The sequence below is a fragment of the Arthrobacter sp. BB-1 genome (genome assembly GCF_006151685.1).
In the GTDB taxonomy this organism is placed as follows: Bacteria; Actinomycetota; Actinomycetes; order Actinomycetales; family Micrococcaceae; genus Arthrobacter.
Genome location: NZ_VDEV01000012.1, coordinates 80,765 through 100,416 on the forward strand (window position 1 = coordinate 80,765; position 19,652 = coordinate 100,416).

Sequence of the window (19,652 nt, forward strand, 5' to 3'; positions counted from 1 at the left end):
GCCGGCCGTCCCTTGCGGGGCGGCCGGCGTTTCCTCGAAACAGGACGGCTATGCAGCGTAAGGCTTGGCGGAGAGGATCTCCACCTTGATGTCCTTGCCGTTGGGTGCCACGTAGCTCAGGGTTTCGCCTTCCTTGTGTCCAAGAATGGCGGCCCCCAGGGGCGACTTTTCGCTAAACACGTCAAGATCGGAATCGCCGGCGATTTCGCGGGAACCGAGCAGGAAAGTTTCTTCGTCTCCGGCGATCCTGGCGACGACGATCATGCCGGGCTCCACAATTCCGTCGTCCGCGGGGGCCGCGCCGACGTGGGCGTCGCGGAGCAGCGCTGTCAGCTGGCGGATGCGGGCCTCGATCTTGCCCTGCTCCTCCTTGGCTGCATGGTAGCCGCCGTTCTCCTTGAGGTCACCCTCTTGCCGGGCTGCTTCAATCTTCTGGACGATCTCTGCCCGGCCAGCGCCGGAAAGGTGGTCCAGCTCTGCCTTCAGGCGGTCAAAAGCTTCCTGGGTGAGCCAGGCTGCAGCTGCGCTGTTGGTGGTAGACACGGACTTCTCCTCTAGTGGTCCTACATGCAAAAGACCCCGCCACGGTGGCCACTTGTGGAACAGTAACCAGCTCAGCGGGGTAAAGGTATGCCTCCATTGTAGTCAATCCCTTGGAGTTAACCCAACAAGGAAGCGGTGCACGTCACATGCTCCGGCCGTCTTTTCCGGGCCCTGGCTTACGCGCCGGCAGCCCAGCAGCTGTCCACAACGCCGGAGACGGAAAGCGATTCCGTGCGTACGGCCACCCGCTGCGCGACTGTGCGGCCGCCGTCGGCTGTTCCGTTGGCCTGTGCGGGCGGAATGTCCACGACCTTCCACCCCACCACCGCGAACTTGGCATCAAGTGCTTTGACCGCACACTTGACGGCGGTTCCGGGCTCCCGCGTCACCTGGAAGTCGACCTCCGCAAGCGTGGCGTCGGTGGTGCTGTAGCCGATGTCCTTGAACGAGACGTCGGACAGGGACTGGGAGGTGGAAACCCAGGCCAGGAACCCGATTCCTGCGGCCAGCGCCGCCCCGCCGATGGCGCGCCTGGCGCCGGGCTTGAGCGTGCGCTTTTTAGCACCATAGCGATTGGCTAGGCTAGTGTCTGCGGGCGCGGATTGGGCCGGCTGGTCCGGGGAAGTCACCAGACCAGTTTAGTGCCCTTTCCGGGCGGAGGCCTGCTGGCCCCAGCCCCGGGTCAGCGTCCGCCCGCCCAAGTAATCCGTCCAGCGCCCACAGGCAGCAGAAAAGAACAAGGAGCCGTCCTTCGATGACAGCGTCCAGCACCTCACCGGCGCCGCTACGGCTGCTCGCAGTCCACGCCCACCCGGACGATGAGTCCAGCAAGGGCGCTGCGACGATGGCCAAATACGCCGCGTCGGGCGTCGACGTCCTGGTAGCCACGTGCACCGACGGCTCCCGGGGGGACATCCAGAACCCTGCAGTCGAGGGTGAACCGCACCCCAAGCGGGACATGGCAGGCGCCAGGCGCCTGGAAATGGAACGGGCAGCGGCCATCCTGGGCATCAGGCAGCGGTGGCTGGGCTTCGTGGACTCGGGCCTGCCCGAAGGTGACCCGCTTCCGCCCCTTCCCGCCGGGTCGTTCGCCACTCTGCCCCTGCACCACGCTGCGGCACCCCTGGTGCGGCTGGTCCGGTCCTTCAAGCCGCACGTCATCCTCAGCTACGACGAAAACGGCGGGTACCCCCATCCGGACCACATCATGGCCCACCGGGTGGCAGTGGAAGCTTACGAATCCGCCGGTGACGGCTCCCGCTACCCGGACGCAGGTGAGCCCTGGGAACCCAGCAAGCTCTACTACGACAGGGCATTCAGTCCGGAGCGGTTCCGGGCGCTGCATTTTGCCCTGGAGGAGGCCGGCCTCCAGTCTCCGTACGCTGAAAGACTGGCAGCCTGGCTGGAATCGGACGCCGAGGGCCACACTCCGCCTCCCGCCACCCATCCCACCACCACCCAGGTGGACTGCGGGGATTTCTTCGAAGTACGCGACGACGCCCTCCGGGCCCACCGGACCCAGGTGGACCCGCTGGGGTTCTTTTTTGCCGTCTCGCCCGAGATGCAGCGCCGGGCCTGGCCGTGGGAGGACTACTCCCTGATCCACTCCAGGGTTCCCTCGGAGCTCCCCGAGCGGGACCTGTTCGCGGGGCTAAGATAGAAGCAACCGGCAATTTCTATGCCCCGTAGAAGATGCGTCTTACAAAAGAAAACATCCGTCGAAGACACATCCTGTAGAAGCTTGCCGCCTAGAAGAATAGGGCCCGGCGCCTCGCCGTCCCGGCCGCGGCCGCTGCCACCCGCACCACAGAAGGTATACAACCGTGCATTATCTGCTCCTCACTTTGGCCACCACCCCTACGCCCTTGCCTTCGCCCACGCTGCGTGAGGGGATCTCCGAGGACCAGGTAACCCCGGGGCTGTGGGGGTTCATCATGACGGCCTTCTTCGTCATCGCCACCACCTTGCTGATCGTGGACATGGTGCGCCGCATCCGGAGGGTGCGGTACCGCGCGCAGGCGGAGGAGGACCGGCTGGCGGCCGCGGCCGCTGCCGACGTGGAGGCGGCGGACGCCGCCGAGCGTGCGTCCGGCGGGCAGGGGCCTGGCACCGTACATGGAACGTCCGACGGCGGGACCGGGCCCGTGCAGGGGGACCAGCGCCACTGACACAGCGGCACCTGCCGCGGCGCGGGTAGCCGCCCCCGGTTCCGCCAGGGGCGGCCGGCTAGCTGAGGACAGCCATGGCTATGGCCGTGAAGTGCGCCGCGAAAGCCACCACGGTCAAGGCGTGGAACAGCTCGTGGAAGCCAAAGTGGTGGTAGCTGATGTTCGGCTTTTTCAGCGCGTAGAACACAGCGCCAGTGATGTACAGGATGCCGCCCACGCAGATGAGGACAGCGGCCGGAATGCTCGCCTGGAAGAACTGCGGCAGGTAGAAGAGTGCGCCGCAGCCCAGGGCGATGTAGATGGGTACGTAGAGCCAGCGCGGGGCATCCGTCCACAGCAGCCGGAACAGTACCCCGAGGATGGCCCCGGACCAGATGACCCACAGCAGGAGGACCGCCTGGGGCGGCTCCAGCAGGGTCCAGGCCAGCGGCGTGTAGCTGCCGGCGATCACCAGCATGATGTTCGTGTGGTCCAGGCGCTTGAGGACGATCTTCACCCGGGGCGACCAGTTGCCGCGATGGTACACCGCGCTCACTCCGAACAGGAGGACGCCCGTGGCCGCGTAAACGGCGGACGTGATTTTGCGGTCCGTCGTGGGGGCAAGCACCACCAATACGATTCCAGCCATCAGGGCGAGCGGCGCGGTGACTGTGTGTATCCAGCCCCGCCATTTCGGCTTGATCATCAGGAGCTCGGCCAGCCGGACGGCGGCCTCGTCCACCGCGCTCGTTTCGTGGCCGGCCTCCGCGCTGCTGCTCTCTTTGCGGTGCGGCGTCCGCGGGGCGTCCGGGGTGTCGCTGTTCATGCTCCCAGAATAACCTACGGCGCAGTAAGTTACCGGTGAGTAGGTAGGGCGCTGGAGGGTGTTGCAGCGAACGCCGGCAGGTCCTGGCCGCTTCGGACGGTAGCCTAGGATGTGGCAAGTAGGTAGAGCAAGGAAGTCAGGTGAGTGAGCGCGTGGAGCTGCCCGGGTTCCTCTACGGCTTCTACGAGCGCAGGCTGCTCAAGGACCTTCCCCGCGACCGGATACCCCGCCACATCGGCGTGATGGTGGACGGCAACCGCCGCTGGGCGAAGCAGTTCAATGCGCCAACCAGCCAGGGCCACCAGGCGGGCGCAGACAAGATCCACGAGTTCCTTGGCTGGTGCCAGGAGCTTGGGGTCAAGGTGGTCACCCTGTACATGCTGTCCACGGACAACATGAACAGGTCCAGTGAGGAACTGGACCTGCTTATGGGCATTATCGCCAACACCCTTGACCGCCTGGACGAGGACGCCAACATCTCCGTCCACGCAATGGGCGCGCCGGAGCTCCTTCCGGACTATCTGGCGGAACGGCTCAACAAACTGACCGCGCGGACGCCCGTCAAGGAGAAGATCCACGTCAACGTGGCCGTGGGTTACGGCGGCCGCCGGGAGATCGTCGACGCCGTACGCGAGCTCCTCCACGACGCCGTAGCCCGGGGAGCGGACATCTCGCAACTGGCGGACGACCTCTGCGTGGACGACATTTCCCGGTTCCTTTACACCCGCGGCCAGCCGGACCCGGACCTCGTGATCCGCACGTCGGGTGAGCAGCGGCTCTCGGGCTTCCTGATGTGGCAGAGCGCCTACAGCGAGTTCTACTTCTGTGAGGCCCTGTGGCCCGCATTCCGCAAGGTGGACTTCCTGCGCGCCCTCCGCGATTACGCTGGCCGGCAGCGCCGCTTCGGCTCCTGACATGTCCGGTTAATTACGAGTTCACAGTCCCGCAACAGGAATCGCCGCGTAATGGTTGCGGAAATTACTTGGCGTGGATTTACGTTATATCCATCAGCAGGCAAAACCGCCGGCTGATCGGGGAGGCCAGTACATGGAGCGAAGCATCGCACCGGTTGTATGGGAGGCCGGACCCGGCCTCGTGGCCGAGCCGCCTCACCAATAACAAATCCGGGCTGGCGCCCGGGGCTGGAGTCGATGTGGCTACTTCTGAACAACTGCCCGAGGTCCTTTTCGACCAGGGAGAGAAAGCTACCTCTCGCGCCATGCGAGCCACCACACAAACCGGTGCGGCAGAAAATGCTGCGGCCGGTTTTGCTGTCTCCGGAAGGGAAGCCACCATTAACACCTTCGTCATTGACACCTCCGTCCTGCTCTCCGACCCCCGTGCGCTGCTCCGCTTTGCGGAACACGAGGTGATTGTGCCGGTGGTGGTCATCACGGAACTCGAAGCTAAACGGCACGATCCGGAACTGGGCTACTTCGCCCGGAAGGCGCTCCGGCTCCTGGACGACCTCCGGGTCAAGCACGGCGGACTCAACCAGCCCATCCCCATCGGTGAGGACGGCGGCTCCCTGATGGTGGAGCTCAACCACATCTCCTCGGACGTCCTTCCGCTGGGATTCCGCAGCGGTGACAATGACAGCCGGATCCTCGCAGTGGCGAAGAACCTCGCCAATGAGGGCCGCAACGTCACCGTGGTGTCCAAGGATCTTCCGATGCGCGTCAAGGCCTCCGCCATGGGCCTCACGGCCGACGAATACCGCAACGAGCTGGTGAAGGATTCAGGCTGGACCGGCGTCGCCGAAGTTGAGGTCGGTGAACAGGAGATCTCCACGCTGTACGGCCATGAGCCCGTCTTCATTCCCGCCGCCGCAGAGATGCCGGTCAACACCGGGTTGGTGCTGCTGTCCAACCGCGGTTCCGCGCTGGGCCGGGTGGGCGCAGACAAGCAGGTCCGGCTCGTCAGGGGTGACCGCGACGTGTTCGGGCTCCACGGACGGTCCGCGGAGCAGCGGCTGGCCATCGACATGCTGATGGATCCCGCCGTCGGCATTGTCTCCATCGGCGGCAGGGCAGGCACCGGCAAGTCCGCACTTGCCCTGTGCGCGGGCCTGGAAGCGGTGCTGGAACGCCGCGAGCACCGCAAGGTCATCGTGTTCCGTCCCCTCTACGCCGTGGGCGGCCAGGAACTGGGCTACCTGCCCGGCTCCGAGTCCGAAAAAATGAACCCTTGGGCACAGGCGGTTTTCGACACCCTCGGCGCACTGGTCAGCCAGGAAGTAGTGGAGGAGGTCATGGACCGCGGCATGCTCGAGGTCATGCCCCTCACCCATATCCGCGGACGCTCCCTCCACGACGCCTTCGTGATCGTCGACGAAGCCCAGTCCCTGGAAAAGAACGTCCTGCTCACCGTCATGAGCCGCATGGGCCAGAACTCGAAGATCGTCCTGACCCACGACGTCGCCCAGCGCGACAACCTCCGCGTCGGACGCCACGACGGCATCGCCGCCGTCGTCGAAACCCTGAAAGGACACCCGCTCTTCGGCCACATCACCCTGACCCGCTCCGAACGCTCGCCGATCGCAGCACTGGTGACAGAACTGCTCGAAGGATAAGCCGCCTAAGCAAGGGGGCCGTGGCCGGTTTGCCGGGCCACGGCCCCCGAACGAACCCAGCCGAGGAAACGGACTCAGGTGGCCTTGAGGAACTTCACTGCTGCTTCGTGGCCTTCTACCCGCAGCTCCCAGTCGGGGCGTTTGAACGTCTCCGGGGTGAGACGGACGTGCTGGACGGTCTCAACCTTGGGGCCCCACGCTTTGCGGGTCACGCCGTTCAGGTCGTAGCCGAGGGAGCGGGAGACGCCGATGGAAGATTCGTTCCAAAGGGCCGCTTCGGACTCGGCTACTTCGGCGCCCAGCCAGTCGAAGGCGTAAAGGACGACGGCGGCACGCATCTCCTTGCCGAGGCCGCGGCCCTGTACGGACTGCTTCAGCCACGACCCGGTGGAGACGGTCTTGAGCGCGGCGAAGTCCTTGGCACCGATGTCCTGGCAGCCGATGAACCCGCCCTCGTGCCAAATGCCGAGCAGCAGGGTCCAGGATTCGGGTGTGAATTCACCGCGGCAGCGCCAGTACCAGCGGGCCATGTTCGGGCCGAGTTCATCGGCAGGAAGTTCGGTCCAAGGGGTGCTGAACGGGTTCAGGCCGGGCTCGTGGATGCGGCTGCGGGCGGCTTCGACGGCCGCCGGGATGTCCTCGTCCCGGATGGGGCGGAGTTCAAGGCGTGGTGTGGTCAGCCGCAGGCCGAAAAGCGGCCAGACGTCGTTCAGTGGAATCATCAGCGAAGCCTAGCCGAAGGACCGCAGCCTGGCATGTCACGGTCAGGCTGAGACATCCCAGCTGATGTGGCGGCGGACGTCGGTGAGGTTCATGGACTGGGCAAGGAACAGGTCGTCCAGCATGTATTCGTCGACGGCGATGATCCGCAGCCAGTGCCCGTACTGGTCCGTGTCGGACTCCAGGGAGCGGCTGGAGACGCAGACCCCTGTCCCAAGGTCCACGCGAATCCGGGTACGGCCCGGCAGGCACAGCGGAGCGGCGGGATCCACGGGGTGGTAGGCGGCGGTGGGGGACACAACAGCTTCAAGAGCGGGCCGGCCCTCATGCTCCCGGCGGCCAACCTCGTGGATCTCTACGGCGTTGCTGCCCGGGAACTCAAGGGGCACGGGGGCGTTGCCTGCGAGTTCCACCGGGTCCAGGGCTGCGGAGAAGCGGCCGTTGCCGAATCCCGGCTCGCCGTAGGCTGCCTCCGGACGGCGGCGCACCAGGCCCAGGTCGTCATAGACGGGCGTCACCAGGTGGGGCGGGAGGAGCCACGATTTCCGGGTGGAGCTGGTGTAAAAGCCGTCCCTGGAATCATTGATTCCGGTGGTGCTGTGGAGGACCAGTCCGTCCGGGCTTTCGAGGCGGAGTGCCCCGGGGCGGCGCAGCCACGCGCGGACAAGCGGAGCTGCGGGACTGGGAGCCTCCGCGAAGGGCTCGTCCCAGTATTCAAAGCGCAACGACTGCCACTTCCAGGGGGAGGAGCGGCACAGGTCCCGGAACATCCCTGCGAGTTCTGTGGGGGCAGCACTACTGCCCGGATCCGGCCGGTGCCGGGATTCCCACGTCGCCATATCCACAGTTTACGCGCGGCCAGTACTGCCGGGGAGCGGAAATCCAGTAGCATCCGAGGGTGATCCAACGACTGGGCGAACTGTGGCAGCATACCCCGCTGGCCTTCTGGCTGGTGCTGGCTGCCTGCGCCTACTTCGCGGTGATGGCCGTGCGGCTCACGGTCATTGACGTCCGCCACCACCTCCTGCCAAACCGGATCGTCTTCCCGTCCTACGCCGTTGCCGGTGTGCTCCTCCTCGCGGCGTCGGCCTTTCCCGGAACCGGTACCGGCGCGGACCCAGGCCCTCCCGGATTCCCCGCGGGCCTCCTGGCGCTTCCGGTGCTCCGGGTGGTGGCGGGAGCCGCCATCCTGTGGCTCTTCTACTTCATCCTCCGGGCGGCCTATCCACCCGGAATGGGATTCGGCGACGTAAAACTTGCAGGAGTCCTGGGCATGTACCTCGGCTACCTCGGCTGGGGCCACCTGTTTGCCGGTACCTTCCTGGCTTTCCTGCTGGGCGGCTTGTGGTCCATCATGCTCCTGGCTGCACGCAGGGGGACGTTGAAGTCCTCCATCCCGTTCGGGCCGTTTATGCTCGCCGGAACTGCTGCGGCCATGCTGCTTCCGGCCTGATCCTGCCCGGCAGTTCGGTAGGCTGGCGGCATGCCAGCGCCTGACTATGTCCTGAAACTCCGTAAGAAAATCGGGAACGATCCCCTCTGGGTCCCGGGGGTCCGCGGCGTGGTGGTGGACGCTTTGGGCCGCGTCCTGCTCGCGCAGCGGGCGGACAACCGTCAATGGGCACTGGTCAGCGGGATGCTGGAGCCCGGGGAGCAGCCGGCACGCGGCCTGGTGCGGGAGATCTTCGAGGAAACGGCGGTGGTGGCCGAACCCGAGCGAGTTGTTTCCGTAGGGGCGGTTGGCCCCTTCACCTACCCGAACGGCGACGTGTGCGAGTTCCTGGACGTGGTGTTCCTCTGCCGCTACGTGTCCGGAACCGCCAGGGTGAACGACGACGAATCCGTTGCCGTCGGCTGGTTCGGCATTGATGAACTGCCTGAGCTCATGGCCGGTCACCTCACCAGCATCCGCCGTGCCCTGGCTCCGGCGGAAGCAGCCCACTTCGAACCCTGAGTCCCGCCGTGCTGGGGACGACGACGGCCGGTACCTTTCCTGCAAAAGGTACCGGCCGCCGTCGTGCTTTAGCGTGGGGCCTGGGCTGTTTACTTGGCCTTGTGGGCAGGGGCCGTCATGGTGGTGACGTCCAGTGCCTTGTCCAGATCCGCTTCGGAGACCTGGCCCTCGCCGTCACCGACGAAGCCCAGCTTCTCGGTGGCCTGGCGCACAGTGAGGCCCTCGGCTACGGCCGTCTTGGCGATCTTGGCCGCGTTCTCGTAACCGATGTACTTGTTCAGGGGGGTGACGATGGACGGGGAAGCCTCGGCCAGGAAGCGTGCGCGCTCCACGTTGGCGGTGATGCCGTCGATCATCTTGTCCGCCATGACCCGGCTGGTGTTGGCCAGCAGGCGGATGGATTCCAGCAGGTTGGCGGCCATGACGGGGATGCCGACGTTCAGCTCGAAGGCGCCGTTGGTGCCGGACCAGGCGATGGCGGTGTCGTTGCCGATGACCTGCGCGCAGACCATGATGGACGCCTCGCAGATCACGGGGTTGACCTTGCCGGGCATGATCGAGGATCCGGGCTGCAGGTCCGGGATGGCGATCTCGCCCAGGCCCGTGTTGGGGCCGGAGCCCATCCAGCGGAGATCGTTGTTGATCTTCATGAAGGAGATGGCGATGTTGCGCAGCTGGCTGGACGCCTCGATCAGGCCGTCGCGGTTGGCCTGCGCCTCGAAGTGGTCGCGGGCCTCGGTGAGCGGAAGCCCGGTGTCCGTTGCCAGCAGTTCGATGACGCGCTCCGGGAAGCCGGCCGGGGTGTTGATGCCGGTGCCCACGGCCGTGCCGCCGAGCGGAACCTCGGCGACGCGGGGGAGCGAGGCGTTGATGCGCTCGATGCCGTAGCGGACCTGCGCGGCGTAGCCGCCGAACTCCTGGCCGAGGGTCACCGGGGTGGCATCCATAAGGTGGGTGCGGCCGGACTTGACCACGTCCTTGAACTCAACAGCCTTGCGCTCCAAGGACTCGGCCAGGTAGCCGAGGGCCGGGATGAGGTCGTTGATCAGCGCTGAGGTGGCAGCTACGTGGACGGACGTGGGGAACACGTCGTTGGAGGACTGCGAGGCGTTGACGTGGTCGTTCGGGTGGACAACCTTGTCGCTGCCGGCGGCCTTGAGGGCACGCGAGGCAAGCTCGGCGATGACCTCGTTGGTGTTCATGTTGGAGGACGTGCCGGAGCCCGTCTGGAAGACGTCGATGGGGAAGTCGCCGTCGTACTTGCCGGCGGCAACCTCATCGGCTGCGCCTGCGATCGCCTTGGCCAGCTCGCCGTCGAGCACACCCAGTTCAGCGTTGGCCTGGGCGGCAGCCTTCTTGACCCGGGCCAGTGCTTCAATGTGCGCACGTTCCAGGGTCTTGCCGGAAATGGGGAAGTTCTCCACTGCCCGCTGCGTCTGCGCGCGGTACAGTGCGTTCACGGGGACGCGGACTTCGCCCATCGTGTCATGTTCAATGCGGAACTCTTCAGTGGAAGTCATGGGGCTAGCTTAGGACGCACGGGCGCCGCATCGAAAACCGTGAACTGCTTGCTACGAGCCCCCGGGCCACGGGAGTTTTGCGGAGTTCCTAGTGCTCACCGATTCCGGAAACAAGGTTTGCGCGGCCTTCGGCAAGGCTGTACGAAAGGCCGATCACCGCGGTCCGGCCGGAGCCGATTGCGTCGGAAATCACACGGGAGCTGTCCACGAGGCGCTGCGAGGTCTGCTTGACGTGCTCCACCACCATGTCGTTGACCTCGGTTTCGTCGTTGCGCAGGGAAGTGAGGACCGACGGGGTGATCCGCTCCACCAGGTCCCGGATGAAGCCTGCCGGCATCTCACCGGTTTCCACCGCGGACTTCGTGGCGCTGACGGCGCCGCAGCTGTCGTGCCCCAGGATCACGATCAAGGGCACCCCCAGCACTGCCACGCTGTACTCCAGCGACCCCAGGACGGCGTCGTCAATGACCTGGCCGGCCGTCCTGACGACGAAGACGTCGCCAAGCCCCACGTCGAAGATGATCTCGGCGGCCAGCCGCGAATCGGAGCAGCCAAAGATCACGGCGAAGGGGTGCTGGTTCTCCACGAGGGAGGACCGCCGTGAGGCGTCCTGGTTGGGATGGGAGGTCTCGCCGTTGACGAAGCGTTCGTTTCCTTCGCGCAGACGGCGCCAGGCGAGTGCGGGAGTCAGATAGGTAGCCACGCGCCTACCTTACGGGGCGGCGGCGGCGGAGGGTGAAACTGTGACAGCCGGGTTGCTTTCCAGGGCCACGACGACGGCGTCCGCCAGGGCGGCGAACTCGTCCAGTGGGGCCTCCCCGGACAGGACAACGGTAGTGCCGCGGTAATCCAGCACCAGGGACTTTTCGCCCTTTCCGGTGTCCCGAAGCTGCCAGTCCTGCCCGCCGGCGTTCCGGGAGCCGGTGACGGGTGCGTTCCTGGTTTGCTGCAGGAGCCAGGTGGGATTGGCGCTCCGGGTCTGGACCAGGCCGATGAAGGACTCCTTGGGCGTCAGGTAGCCGACTTCCCACGTGGGGACACCACTTCCGGTTCCGGCTTCCCACCGGGCGTAGTTCGGCCGGAAAGCGTTGCCGGTATCCGGCGCCACCGGTGTGAATCCCGCCACATCAGTGGCGTTCCGCGCGCTGGCCGCCACGTCGATGTTCGGGCGGTAGCCGTCGCTCTTGGGGAGCGGATTCATGAGGATGATGGGGAGGAACGCGGCAATGCTCACCACCAAGGCGATGACCATGCCAAGCACCGAGGCGTTGGCGCGTTTGGCGGCTGCGGCCGGAATGACGGGCTTAACCTGCCCCTGCCCTGCCGTGGCGCCGGATCCGCTGCTGCCTCCGGATCCGTGCGGCTCGGGAGTGGGAGTGGTCTTTTCCTGCATGTCATTCACCCCTCTATAGTCGCCCATGCCGGCAGCCAACTTCCATTTGGCCGCCGTCGGCCCGCTGGATCGGCCTGCTGGCACATTGCGCCGTTGCGTCATCCGCCGCCGGGCAGGCGGTGCCGCGACTATGATCGGTATCAGAGGAATCACCGCCCTGCTGCACCGGCTGGGTGGGTTCAATGATCGCCACTCGAAGAAGAGGTTCACGTGTCACCAGCGTCCATGACCCAGAAGTACTCCACGCTCTCCCCGTCCCTTGCAGTGGGCAACGATGAGCCGGACCGCAACCTTGCCCTCGAGCTTGTCCGCGTGACCGAAGCCGCTGCCATTGCCGGCGGCCACTGGGTTGGCTTCGGAGACAAGAACAAGGCCGACGGCGCCGCCGTCGACGCCATGCGCTCCTTCCTGCAGACCGTCCACTTCAATGGCGTTGTGGTCATCGGCGAAGGCGAAAAAGACGAAGCCCCCATGCTGTTCAACGGCGAACGCGTTGGCGACGGTACCGGCCCCGAATGCGACGTCGCCGTTGACCCCATCGACGGCACCAGGCTGACCGCGCTGGGCATCAACAACGCCCTGGCCGTCCTTGCCGTCGCCGAGCGAGGTTCCATGTTCGACCCCTCCGCCGTGTTCTACATGGAGAAGCTGGTCACCGGGCCGGAAGCCGCGGACATGGTGGACCTCCGCCTCCCGGTCAAGCAGAACCTGCACCTGATCGCCAAGGCCAAGGGCGTCAAGGTCAACCAGCTCAACGTCATGATCCTTGACCGCGACCGCCACAAGCCGCTGGTGGAGGAAATCCGCGAGGCAGGCGCGCGCACGAAGTTCATCATGGACGGCGACGTTGCAGGCGCCATCGCCGCTGCCCGGTCCGGCACCGGCGTTGACGCGCTGATGGGCATTGGCGGCACCCCCGAAGGCATCGTTGCGGCCTGCGCCATCAAGTCCCTCGGCGGCGTGATCCAGGGCCGGCTCTGGCCCACCAGCGACGAAGAGAAGCAGAAGGCCATCGACGCCGGCCACGACCTTGATCGGGTCCTGTCCACCAACGACCTCGTCTCCAGCGACAACTGCTACTTCGCGGCCACCGGCATCACCGACGGCGACCTGCTCAAGGGCGTGCGGTACTCCAAGGACAGGGTCCTCACGCAGTCCATCGTGATGCGTTCCAAGTCCGGCACCATCCGTTTCGTGGACGGCGAGCACCGCGCCGACAAGTGGGAAGGGTACGCCCGCAAGAGCTGACGTCCAGCCCGGCCCCGCCCGAGAGCCCGGAGTGCACAGCGCACTCCGGGCTCTCCCGTTAAGGCGTTGGTATAGGGTTGAAGCCATGATTCCTGCTGTTGTGCCCTGTACTGACCGCGCCCTCTGGGATGACCACGTTGACCGGTTCCAGGGACATCCGCAACAGCTCTGGGGGTGGGGCGAGACCAAGGCAATGCACGGCTGGTCCGTGGACCGGGTGCTCATCAATGAGGGCGGAAACACCATTGGCTGCGCACAGCTGCTGGTCCGGCGCCTGCCCCTTCCGTTCCGTGCGCTGGTGTACATTCCCCGTGGCCCCATGTGTGCGCCGGAGAATGCCCAAGCGGTCCTCAACAGCCTGGCCGGGCATGCCGCCGCCCGCCACCGCGGAGTGGCCCTGAGCATCGAACCTGACTGGGACCAGGATTCCGTCTTCGCCGGTGCTGTGGCGGCCGCAGGCTTCCGGCCCTCCAGCAATACGGTGCTGATCCCGCGGACCCTGATCCTTGACCTCACCCGGACTGATGACGAACTCATGGCGGACATGTCCAAGTCCACCCGCGCCAACATCCGCAAGGCCATGCGCAGCGACGTGGAGTTCCGCAAGGTGAAGAACGACGCGGAGCTTGAGCAGGTGCTGGCGATCTACCACGAGACGGCGGAGCGTGCCGGATTCGGGATCCACGAGGACCAGTACTACCGGGACATCTTCAGGAACATGGGGGACGGCTCGCCAATCATCGGGGCGTTCGACGGCGAGCAGCTGCTGGCGTTCGTCTGGCTCGCCAGGAGCGCCTCCACCGCCTTCGAGCTCTACGGCGGCGTTTCCGCCGAGGGGCAGAAGCAGCGGGTCAACTACGGCGTGAAGTGGGCGGCGCTGCAGGCAATGCGGGAGGACGGCTGCTCCCGCTACGACTTTAACGGCCTGCTCAACGACGGCATCTCGGACTTCAAGAAGCAGTTCGCCAAGCACGAGAACATGCTCCTGGGCACCTGGGAGAAGCCGCTCTCGCCGTTCTACCCCGCCTATGCCCAGGCCATGCCGCTGGCGCGCCGCGGGCTGCAGACCGGCCGGCGGCTGCTGAAGGCTGCTGCCGGCAAGGCCCGCCCCGTGCTCCGGAAGCTGCGCCCGGGCAGCTAACGCAGCCGTCGCAACGCGCAGCCAGCCAGGATAAAGGGCGACGGCGTCACCCGAGTGGGGTGCCGCCGTCGCCCTTTACTGTTGCTGGCGGAGCCGCTAGCTGCCGGCGGCGGACGGCGAAAGGCCCGTGGTCACGGCGAAAGCAAGCGCAGGCTCAGTGCTCCCGGCCACCGGGTGGACGTTGACCGGAGCCTCGGCGGCGGCCAGGAAGGCGCTGCCGCCGCGGGAGAGCTGCAGGTCGCCCTTGGGCGAATCCAGGTAAATGTCCCCGGCCACGACTATCACCACTGCCGCGCCGGACTGTGCCAGCGGAACGGGTCCCGCGTCGGGTGGGAGCACGATGCGCTGCAGCTGGAATTCCTCGAACGGCGGGCGGAACAGTTCCTGGTCCAGGACTGTCCGTTCGGCAGCGAGCATGGGCACGGCGACGGGCTGGAAGTCAACGGTCCGCAGGAGTTCGGGCACATCCACGAACTTGGGCGTGAGGCCGCCGCGCAGGACGTTGTCCGAGGATGCCATCACCTCAACGCCCAGGCCGTGCAGGTACGCGTGGACGTTGCCGGCTGGCAGGTAGACCGCCTCACCCGGTGCCAGCGAGATGCGGTTCAGCAGCAGGGAGATCAGGACCCCGGGATCGCCGGGGTACTTTTCATTCAGGCTGATCACCGTATTGAGCTCGGCCTCATACGGGGCAAGGGGCGCCCCGGAGAGGAGCGCCGCCACCACCAGCGCCGTATCATCAGCCACGGACTGGCCGCCGCTGATCAGGCGCTCGAAGGCCTTGCGCAGGCCCGCGCCCTCGTCGCCTGACTGGAGGTCCGCAAGCAGGGCATTGACCAGCGCGGGCGCCTCGCCCTCCACGGAGCCGAAGGCGGCGGCCACGTGGCGCAGGATCTCCACCGTCCGGGCTGCCGGACGGAAACCGCACAGCGCCTCAAACGGCGTCAGGGCGAGAATCATTTCCGGCTTGTGGTTGTCGTCCCGGTAGTTCCGGTTGGCAGCGTCCGGGGCGAGGCACTGGGCGTTTTCCCGCGCAAAGCCCGCCCTCGCCTGTTCAAGGCTCGGATGGACCTGCAGGGACAGCGGCTGGGCTGCTGCCAGGATCTTGGCCAGGAACGGTAGCCGCGGACCGAAGCGGGCAACGGAGTCCGCCCCCAGGAAATGTTCCGGATCGCGCGCGATCAGGGCGTCCAGGGCCGTGGTCGCCGAGCCGTCCTCAGGGACGCTGGCGACCGAGGGCGAATCGGGGTGCGCGCCGATCCATAGTTCAGCTTCGGGGCCGCCGGACTCCGGGCGCCCCAGCAAGGCGGCGATGGCCGTCGTCGAACCCCAGGCGTAGTCCCGCAGGACGTTGTCAATCTGGTACAAAAACCGTTCCGTTCCTTCGTGGGTTGCTAGAGCGGGGCGCACTGGCCGTTGGTGGCCACCAGCTGGCGGATGGCCTCTTCATCGCCATTGCGCTTTAGCTGGTTCAGCAGCTCTGCGGTGATCGGTTCACCGTCGGGCGTTGTGGTCACCGGCGTGAAGTCCGACGGCGAGGGCTGCGGCGCTGTACTGCTGCCGGCCAGCAGGGCGGCGGGGGAGGCCCCGGCGGCCTGGATGCGCCCGGCACCCGCCTTCGGGACGGCGATGGCGTCGTCGGGAGTTCCTGCTGACTGGGCGCCCCGGGCGGAGGCCGATGCCAGCAGCTGGTCCACGCGCTGATGGATCTGGTCGAAGTCCGGAACCGTGGAGAAGGAGGCGTCGAAGTCGGGCGGTCCGATGGTCAGCCGCTTGACGTCGTGGCCCCTCGCCTTGATGGCAAGGTCCACGAAGCTGCCCAGCTGCGCGGAGGAGATGTTCGATTCCACCACCTTGGTCCCCGCGTTGGCGATGTCCTCGAACTTGGCCAGCAGCGTGGTGGGATCCAGCTGCTTCAGCATGGCCTGCTGCACGCACTGCTGGCGCTGGATCCGGGAGTAGTCATCCACGTACTCGCGGGACCGGCCGTACCACAGCGCCTGGTTGCCGTCGAGCGTCTGCTCGCCTGCCGGGATCCAGCCGAGCGGCATGCCGTGGGTCTGGCTGAAATCGTCGAAATAACCGCTCATGGGTACCCAGCCGCCGGCCTTGATCCTGATCCCGCCCATGGCGTCGATGAGCGACGAGAATCCCTGCATGTCCACCAGGACATAGGCCTGGATTTCCATGCCGAGGGTTCCGGAAACCGCCTCCATGGTGGCCTGCGCGCCGGGATCGGCCACTCCGGGGTAGAGGTCCGCGTGCTCATTGGTGACTTCCGTGTTGATCGCGTTGATCAGGCACTCGTCGCCGCAGTCATAGCCGTCGGGGTAGATGGACCGCATGGGCGAGTCCTCGCTGAACTGTGCGTTCTGCAGGTTGCGCGGGACGGAAATGATGGCAGTCTGCCCGGTTTCTGCGTCCACGCTCAGCACGGACAGGCTGTCCGGGCGCCGTCCGGTGCGGTCTTCACCGGCGTCACCGCCCATCATCAGGAAGTTGTAGCGCCCGTCCACAGGATCAATCGCGGGTCCGGACGAGAAAATGCTGCCGATGGCATTGCGGCTGACGTTGAGCAGGTACGCCGCATAGCCGAGCGAGCCGCTGCCCAGCACCATCGCCAGGACCAGGGCAACGACGACGGCGGGCCTGACCGATGGTGCCAGCAGTACGGGCCGGATCAGCCGCAGGGTGTTGATGAACAGCGCTGCCCATCCGATGGCCAGGGCAACCAGCAGGATCACGATCGCCAGGGAAGCGAAGGGGTTGGCAATGATGTTGATCAGCAGGGTCCGGTTGAGCAGCAGCAGGAGCACGGTGAGGGCCAGCACCGCCCAGACACAGAGCGTCACGGTCAGTGCGGCGCGGCCCAGCTTGCGGTCGCCGGCCACGATTTGGGCGCTGCCCGGGACCAGGAGGGTCAGGAGGATAAGCACAAAAGCCCGCTTGGTGCGGACGGGCGGGGAAGCGCTGGCCGGGTACCGGACGGGGTCCGTCATTGCGCCGGGAGCAGACTGCTGCAGCTTGCTGCTGGACATACGCGCCGCCTAGCGGCTGCCCCGCAGGGCGCCGTTGCCTTCAGCGAAGACCTCGCTGACCTTTTGCCGCAGGTTGGCGCCCTTGCGGGTAGCGACGGCGTTGAGGTCCGCGGCGAAGTCAAGCAGGTCTGCTCGAAGCGACGCCGCAAGCTCGTCCGTGCCGGCCGCCAGCATCCGCACGGCCAGGAGTCCGGCGTTGCGTGCCCCGGCGATGGAAACGGTGGCCACTGGAACTCCGGCCGGCATCTGGACGATGGACAGCAATGAATCCATGCCGTCCAGGGTTTTCAGGGGAACGGGCACGCCGATGACCGGGAGCGGGGTAACGCTGGCCAGCATGCCCGGCAGGTGGGCCGCCCCGCCGGCGCCGGCGATGATGACCCGCAAACCCCGCTCATGGGCAGTCTGCCCGTAGCGGATCATTTCCGTCGGCATCCGGTGGGCGGACACGACGTCGGCCTCGAACGGAATGCCGAACTCCGCCAGCGCGTCGGCAGCGGCTTCCATGACAGGCCAGTCCGAGTCGGACCCCATGACCAGGCCCACCAGGGGCGCTGTCTCCGAAGCGGTGGCTGGGGTGGCTTGGGCGCTCATGCGTTCTCCTCGAAAGTGCTGGGCGTTTCCTCCGCCGCCACCCGCCCATCGCGGATGATGCTGGCCACCATGGTGGCACGGCGGCGGACAGACTCAACGTCAGCGGTTGATGAACCCACCAGGTTCACGTGGCCGATCTTCCGGCCAGGCCGGACGGACTTGCCGTAGCAGTGCACCTTCGCGGCAGGTTCGCTCGCAAGCGCCAGCGGATAGGCCGAAAACAGGTCCTGGTTCTCACCGCCCAGGAAGTTCTTCATCACCACCACCGGCGCGAGGATGTCGGTTGCGCCCAGGGGAAGGTTGAGGACCGCGCGGAGGTGCTGCTCGAACTGGCTTGTCACGGAGCCGTCCTGCGTCCAGTGCCCGGTGTTGTGGGGGCGCATGGCGAGCTCGTTGATCAGGAACCCCGCCCCCGTGCCGGGAGTCTCGAAGAGCTCGACGGCCAGCACGCCGGTCACCCCCAGCTCGCCGGCAATGCGCAGGGCGGCGTCTTCCGCTGCCGCGGCAACCTCCACGGGGATGTCCAGGGCGGGCGCTATGACCTCGTCACAGACGCCGTCCACCTGGATGGTGTGCACCACTGGCCAGGCCCGGGCTTCGCCGTCCGGCGTCCGTGCAACCAACGCAGACAGCTCGCGCGTAAACTCGACCTTTGCCTCGGCGAGGAGGGGACTCATCGCATCAAACCATTCCCCTGTGTCCGCAGCCTCCTCCGCTGAGCCAACAATGCGGACGCCCTTGCCGTCGTACCCGCCCCGCGGCATCTTCAGGACAACCGGCCAGCCGGTCCGCTCCCCGAAGCCGACCAGTTCGGGGACATCCTCCACGGAGGCCCAGGCGGGGTTGGGAAGTTCCAGCCTGTCGATGGCTGCACGCATCACCAGCTTGTCCTGGGCATTGACGAGCGCATCGGGTCCGGGCTGGATGTTGACGCCGGCGTCCTGCAGGGCACGAAGGTGGGCTGTTGGGACGTGCTCATGGTCAAAGGTCATGACGTCCAGGCCTTCAGCGAAGTCCAGGAGTGTCTGCAGGTCCTTGTAGTCACCCACGGGCGAGGAGGGCACTGCCGAAACAGCGGAGACATCATCACCTTCGGCCAGGACGCGGAGTTCAAAGCCGAGTGCGGTAGCGGCCGGGGCCATCATGCGGGCAAGCTGGCCGCCGCCCACCACGCCTATTACTGGAAAAGTCACATTGGCCAGCCTACCGAAGACAGCCCGGTATCCCACGTTCCTGTCCCCGGCGGGTAAGAGTGTTTCGGCCGCCGCCAGCCCCCGGCGCAGGTTAGGGAGGCTGCCACGCAGGTTTGGGGGCTAAAATGGGCGTCTGGCCCGATGGCCCACATTTCAGACAGCCATGGAGGGCCATGTTTACCGCACTTGCAGACCGTATCCGGGGACTCGCGTCCCTTTTTTGGCGTGAAGTAGCCAAATTCGGAGCTGTGGGCGGTGTTGCGTTCGTCATCGACAACGGCCTCACCTACTACCTTATGCACGGGCCCATGACCGACAGCGAGGCGAAGGCCCGGTTTGTCGGTGCCTCGGTGGCCACGGTCTTCTCCTGGATCGCCAACCGGCTCTGGACCTTCCGGCACCGGCGGCAGGCAAATGTGCTCCGGGAATTCCTGATGTTCGTCCTCATCAACGGCATCGGCATCGGCATCTCCACCGGCTTCACCGCCCTCGCCAAGTACGGGATGGGCGTGACGGACAAGAACATGCTGTTCTTCGCGGGAGTGGTGGGCATCCTGGTGGCCACTGTTGTCCGTTTCTTCGCCTACCGGTTCCTGGTGTTCAACCAGGAACTGGACCAGGAGCCGGAGTTCTCCCACGACCACGAGCTCATCGAGCTGCACCACCACCACAAAGAGCACGCCGTCGCCGGCGAGCGGGACGCCTCGGCCGAACGGGAAACCTCGGCCGAAGGCCAGGGCAAGGCCTAGCCGTACCGGCCTGG

Annotated in this window: 21 protein-coding genes; 9 read left to right on the forward strand and 12 right to left on the reverse strand. The window is 66.2% G+C overall.

All coding sequences use genetic code 11. The features are described 5' to 3' along the window. Positions 1-48: 48 nt before the first annotated feature. Together greA and FHJ30_RS06620 are read right to left on the reverse strand one after the other, a co-directional pair. Positions 49-543 (reverse strand): transcription elongation factor GreA, encoded by a 495-nt coding sequence (greA, locus tag FHJ30_RS06615; protein ID WP_104997209.1) that lies wholly within the window; start codon positions 541-543, stop codon positions 49-51. A 176-nt stretch (positions 544-719) separates the two neighbouring features. Continuing rightward, entirely contained in the window at positions 720-1,172 is a 453-nt protein-coding gene (locus tag FHJ30_RS06620) for a DUF4307 domain-containing protein (RefSeq protein WP_139028510.1), read from the reverse strand. A gap of 125 nt (positions 1,173-1,297) precedes the next feature. Between FHJ30_RS06620 and mca the strand changes: the two genes are divergently transcribed. Together mca and FHJ30_RS06630 are read left to right on the forward strand one after the other, a co-directional pair. Then, on the forward strand, positions 1,298-2,203 hold the full coding sequence (mca, locus tag FHJ30_RS06625; protein WP_139028511.1) for a mycothiol conjugate amidase Mca: 906 nt from the start codon (positions 1,298-1,300) through the stop codon (positions 2,201-2,203). 163 nt (positions 2,204-2,366) lie between these two features. Beyond that, a complete protein-coding gene (locus tag FHJ30_RS06630) occupies positions 2,367-2,711 on the forward strand; it encodes a hypothetical protein (protein ID WP_139028512.1) in 345 nt (114 codons plus the stop codon). 58 nt (positions 2,712-2,769) lie between these two features. Here the strand turns inward: FHJ30_RS06630 and FHJ30_RS06635 are convergent, their stop codons facing one another. Further along, positions 2,770-3,516, reverse strand: a complete 747-nt coding sequence (locus FHJ30_RS06635; RefSeq protein ID WP_240793622.1) for a hemolysin III family protein — start codon at positions 3,514-3,516, stop codon at positions 2,770-2,772. A 152-nt stretch (positions 3,517-3,668) separates the two neighbouring features. Here FHJ30_RS06635 and FHJ30_RS06640 point away from each other — a divergent pair, with 152 nt between their 5' ends. Then, positions 3,669-4,430, forward strand: a complete 762-nt coding sequence (locus FHJ30_RS06640; RefSeq protein ID WP_139028783.1) for an isoprenyl transferase — start codon at positions 3,669-3,671, stop codon at positions 4,428-4,430. Positions 4,431-4,669: 239 nt separating this feature from the next. After that, positions 4,670-6,088: a PhoH family protein gene (locus FHJ30_RS06645; RefSeq protein WP_139028513.1), complete on the forward strand. Its 1,419-nt coding sequence runs from the start codon at positions 4,670-4,672 to the stop codon at positions 6,086-6,088. Positions 6,089-6,162: 74 nt separating this feature from the next. Here FHJ30_RS06645 and FHJ30_RS06650 read toward each other — a convergent pair whose 3' ends face one another. Next, on the reverse strand, positions 6,163-6,810 hold the full coding sequence (locus FHJ30_RS06650; protein ID WP_139028514.1) for a GNAT family N-acetyltransferase: 648 nt from the start codon (positions 6,808-6,810) through the stop codon (positions 6,163-6,165). A 42-nt stretch (positions 6,811-6,852) separates the two neighbouring features. After that, complete coding sequence (locus tag FHJ30_RS06655) at positions 6,853-7,647, reverse strand: hypothetical protein (protein WP_139028515.1); 795 nt, start codon at positions 7,645-7,647, stop codon at positions 6,853-6,855. Between the two features lie 59 nt (positions 7,648-7,706). Between FHJ30_RS06655 and FHJ30_RS06660 the strand changes: the two genes are divergently transcribed. Further along, on the forward strand, positions 7,707-8,261 hold the full coding sequence (locus FHJ30_RS06660; protein WP_139028516.1) for an A24 family peptidase: 555 nt from the start codon (positions 7,707-7,709) through the stop codon (positions 8,259-8,261). Between the two features lie 30 nt (positions 8,262-8,291). Then, positions 8,292-8,762 carry an NUDIX domain-containing protein gene (locus FHJ30_RS06665; protein WP_139028517.1) on the forward strand — a complete coding sequence of 157 codons (471 nt, stop codon included), beginning with the start codon at positions 8,292-8,294 and terminating at the stop codon, positions 8,760-8,762. A gap of 89 nt (positions 8,763-8,851) precedes the next feature. Here the strand turns inward: FHJ30_RS06665 and FHJ30_RS06670 are convergent, their stop codons facing one another. The 3 genes from FHJ30_RS06670 to FHJ30_RS06680 all read right to left on the reverse strand — a co-directional run bounded on the left by FHJ30_RS06670 (position 8,852) and on the right by FHJ30_RS06680 (position 11,675). Beyond that, positions 8,852-10,282 carry a class II fumarate hydratase gene (locus FHJ30_RS06670; RefSeq protein WP_139028518.1) on the reverse strand — a complete coding sequence of 477 codons (1,431 nt, stop codon included), beginning with the start codon at positions 10,280-10,282 and terminating at the stop codon, positions 8,852-8,854. An 88-nt stretch (positions 10,283-10,370) separates the two neighbouring features. Then, complete coding sequence (locus FHJ30_RS06675) at positions 10,371-10,985, reverse strand: carbonic anhydrase (protein ID WP_139028519.1); 615 nt, start codon at positions 10,983-10,985, stop codon at positions 10,371-10,373. Positions 10,986-10,994: 9 nt separating this feature from the next. Continuing rightward, positions 10,995-11,675 carry a DUF4245 domain-containing protein gene (locus tag FHJ30_RS06680; RefSeq protein WP_139028784.1) on the reverse strand — a complete coding sequence of 227 codons (681 nt, stop codon included), beginning with the start codon at positions 11,673-11,675 and terminating at the stop codon, positions 10,995-10,997. A 225-nt stretch (positions 11,676-11,900) separates the two neighbouring features. Between FHJ30_RS06680 and glpX the strand changes: the two genes are divergently transcribed. Both glpX and FHJ30_RS06690 read left to right on the forward strand, forming a co-directional pair. After that, positions 11,901-12,923 carry a class II fructose-bisphosphatase gene (gene glpX / locus FHJ30_RS06685; protein ID WP_171058962.1) on the forward strand — a complete coding sequence of 341 codons (1,023 nt, stop codon included), beginning with the start codon at positions 11,901-11,903 and terminating at the stop codon, positions 12,921-12,923. Between the two features lie 85 nt (positions 12,924-13,008). Then, complete coding sequence (locus FHJ30_RS06690) at positions 13,009-14,064, forward strand: peptidoglycan bridge formation glycyltransferase FemA/FemB family protein (protein ID WP_139028521.1); 1,056 nt, start codon at positions 13,009-13,011, stop codon at positions 14,062-14,064. A gap of 96 nt (positions 14,065-14,160) precedes the next feature. Here FHJ30_RS06690 and manA read toward each other — a convergent pair whose 3' ends face one another. From manA to FHJ30_RS06710, 4 genes are read right to left on the reverse strand one after another with little or no spacing between them, the layout of a single operon-like run. After that, a complete protein-coding gene (gene manA, locus FHJ30_RS06695) occupies positions 14,161-15,432 on the reverse strand; it encodes a mannose-6-phosphate isomerase, class I (RefSeq protein ID WP_139028522.1) in 1,272 nt (423 codons plus the stop codon). Positions 15,433-15,458: 26 nt separating this feature from the next. Next, complete coding sequence (locus tag FHJ30_RS06700) at positions 15,459-17,102, reverse strand: LCP family protein (RefSeq protein WP_139028523.1); 1,644 nt, start codon at positions 17,100-17,102, stop codon at positions 15,459-15,461. A 9-nt stretch (positions 17,103-17,111) separates the two neighbouring features. After that, positions 17,112-17,696: a 5-(carboxyamino)imidazole ribonucleotide mutase gene (gene purE / locus FHJ30_RS06705; protein ID WP_139028524.1), complete on the reverse strand. Its 585-nt coding sequence runs from the start codon at positions 17,694-17,696 to the stop codon at positions 17,112-17,114. Next, positions 17,693-18,889 (reverse strand): 5-(carboxyamino)imidazole ribonucleotide synthase, encoded by a 1,197-nt coding sequence (locus tag FHJ30_RS06710; protein WP_139028525.1) that lies wholly within the window; start codon positions 18,887-18,889, stop codon positions 17,693-17,695. Before FHJ30_RS06710 ends, purE begins: the two co-directional genes overlap by 4 nt. Before the next feature lie 173 nt (positions 18,890-19,062). On the opposite strand from FHJ30_RS06710, the gene FHJ30_RS06715 reads away from it, so the two are divergent. Next, positions 19,063-19,638 carry a GtrA family protein gene (locus tag FHJ30_RS06715; protein WP_139028526.1) on the forward strand — a complete coding sequence of 192 codons (576 nt, stop codon included), beginning with the start codon at positions 19,063-19,065 and terminating at the stop codon, positions 19,636-19,638. Positions 19,639-19,652 lie beyond the last annotated feature (14 nt).

What these genes read in the sequence shown, in the direction of transcription:
- mca (WP_139028511.1), top strand. Translation starts at nt 1,298, where the DNA reads ATGACAGCGTCCAGCACCTCACCGGCGCCGCTACGGCTGCTCGCAGTC.
- FHJ30_RS06635 (WP_240793622.1), bottom strand. Translation starts at nt 3,516, where the DNA reads ATGAACAGCGACACCCCGGACGCCCCGCGGACGCCGCACCGCAAAGAG.
- FHJ30_RS06650 (WP_139028514.1), bottom strand. Translation starts at nt 6,810, where the DNA reads ATGATTCCACTGAACGACGTCTGGCCGCTTTTCGGCCTGCGGCTGACC.
- FHJ30_RS06655 (WP_139028515.1), bottom strand. Translation starts at nt 7,647, where the DNA reads ATGGCGACGTGGGAATCCCGGCACCGGCCGGATCCGGGCAGTAGTGCT.
- FHJ30_RS06665 (WP_139028517.1), top strand. Translation starts at nt 8,292, where the DNA reads ATGCCAGCGCCTGACTATGTCCTGAAACTCCGTAAGAAAATCGGGAAC.
- FHJ30_RS06670 (WP_139028518.1), bottom strand. Translation starts at nt 10,282, where the DNA reads ATGACTTCCACTGAAGAGTTCCGCATTGAACATGACACGATGGGCGAA.
- FHJ30_RS06680 (WP_139028784.1), bottom strand. Translation starts at nt 11,675, where the DNA reads ATGCAGGAAAAGACCACTCCCACTCCCGAGCCGCACGGATCCGGAGGC.
- glpX (WP_171058962.1), top strand. Translation starts at nt 11,901, where the DNA reads ATGACCCAGAAGTACTCCACGCTCTCCCCGTCCCTTGCAGTGGGCAAC.
- FHJ30_RS06690 (WP_139028521.1), top strand. Translation starts at nt 13,009, where the DNA reads ATGATTCCTGCTGTTGTGCCCTGTACTGACCGCGCCCTCTGGGATGAC.
- FHJ30_RS06700 (WP_139028523.1), bottom strand. Translation starts at nt 17,102, where the DNA reads ATGTCCAGCAGCAAGCTGCAGCAGTCTGCTCCCGGCGCAATGACGGAC.
- purE (WP_139028524.1), bottom strand. Translation starts at nt 17,696, where the DNA reads ATGAGCGCCCAAGCCACCCCAGCCACCGCTTCGGAGACAGCGCCCCTG.
- FHJ30_RS06715 (WP_139028526.1), top strand. Translation starts at nt 19,063, where the DNA reads ATGTTTACCGCACTTGCAGACCGTATCCGGGGACTCGCGTCCCTTTTT.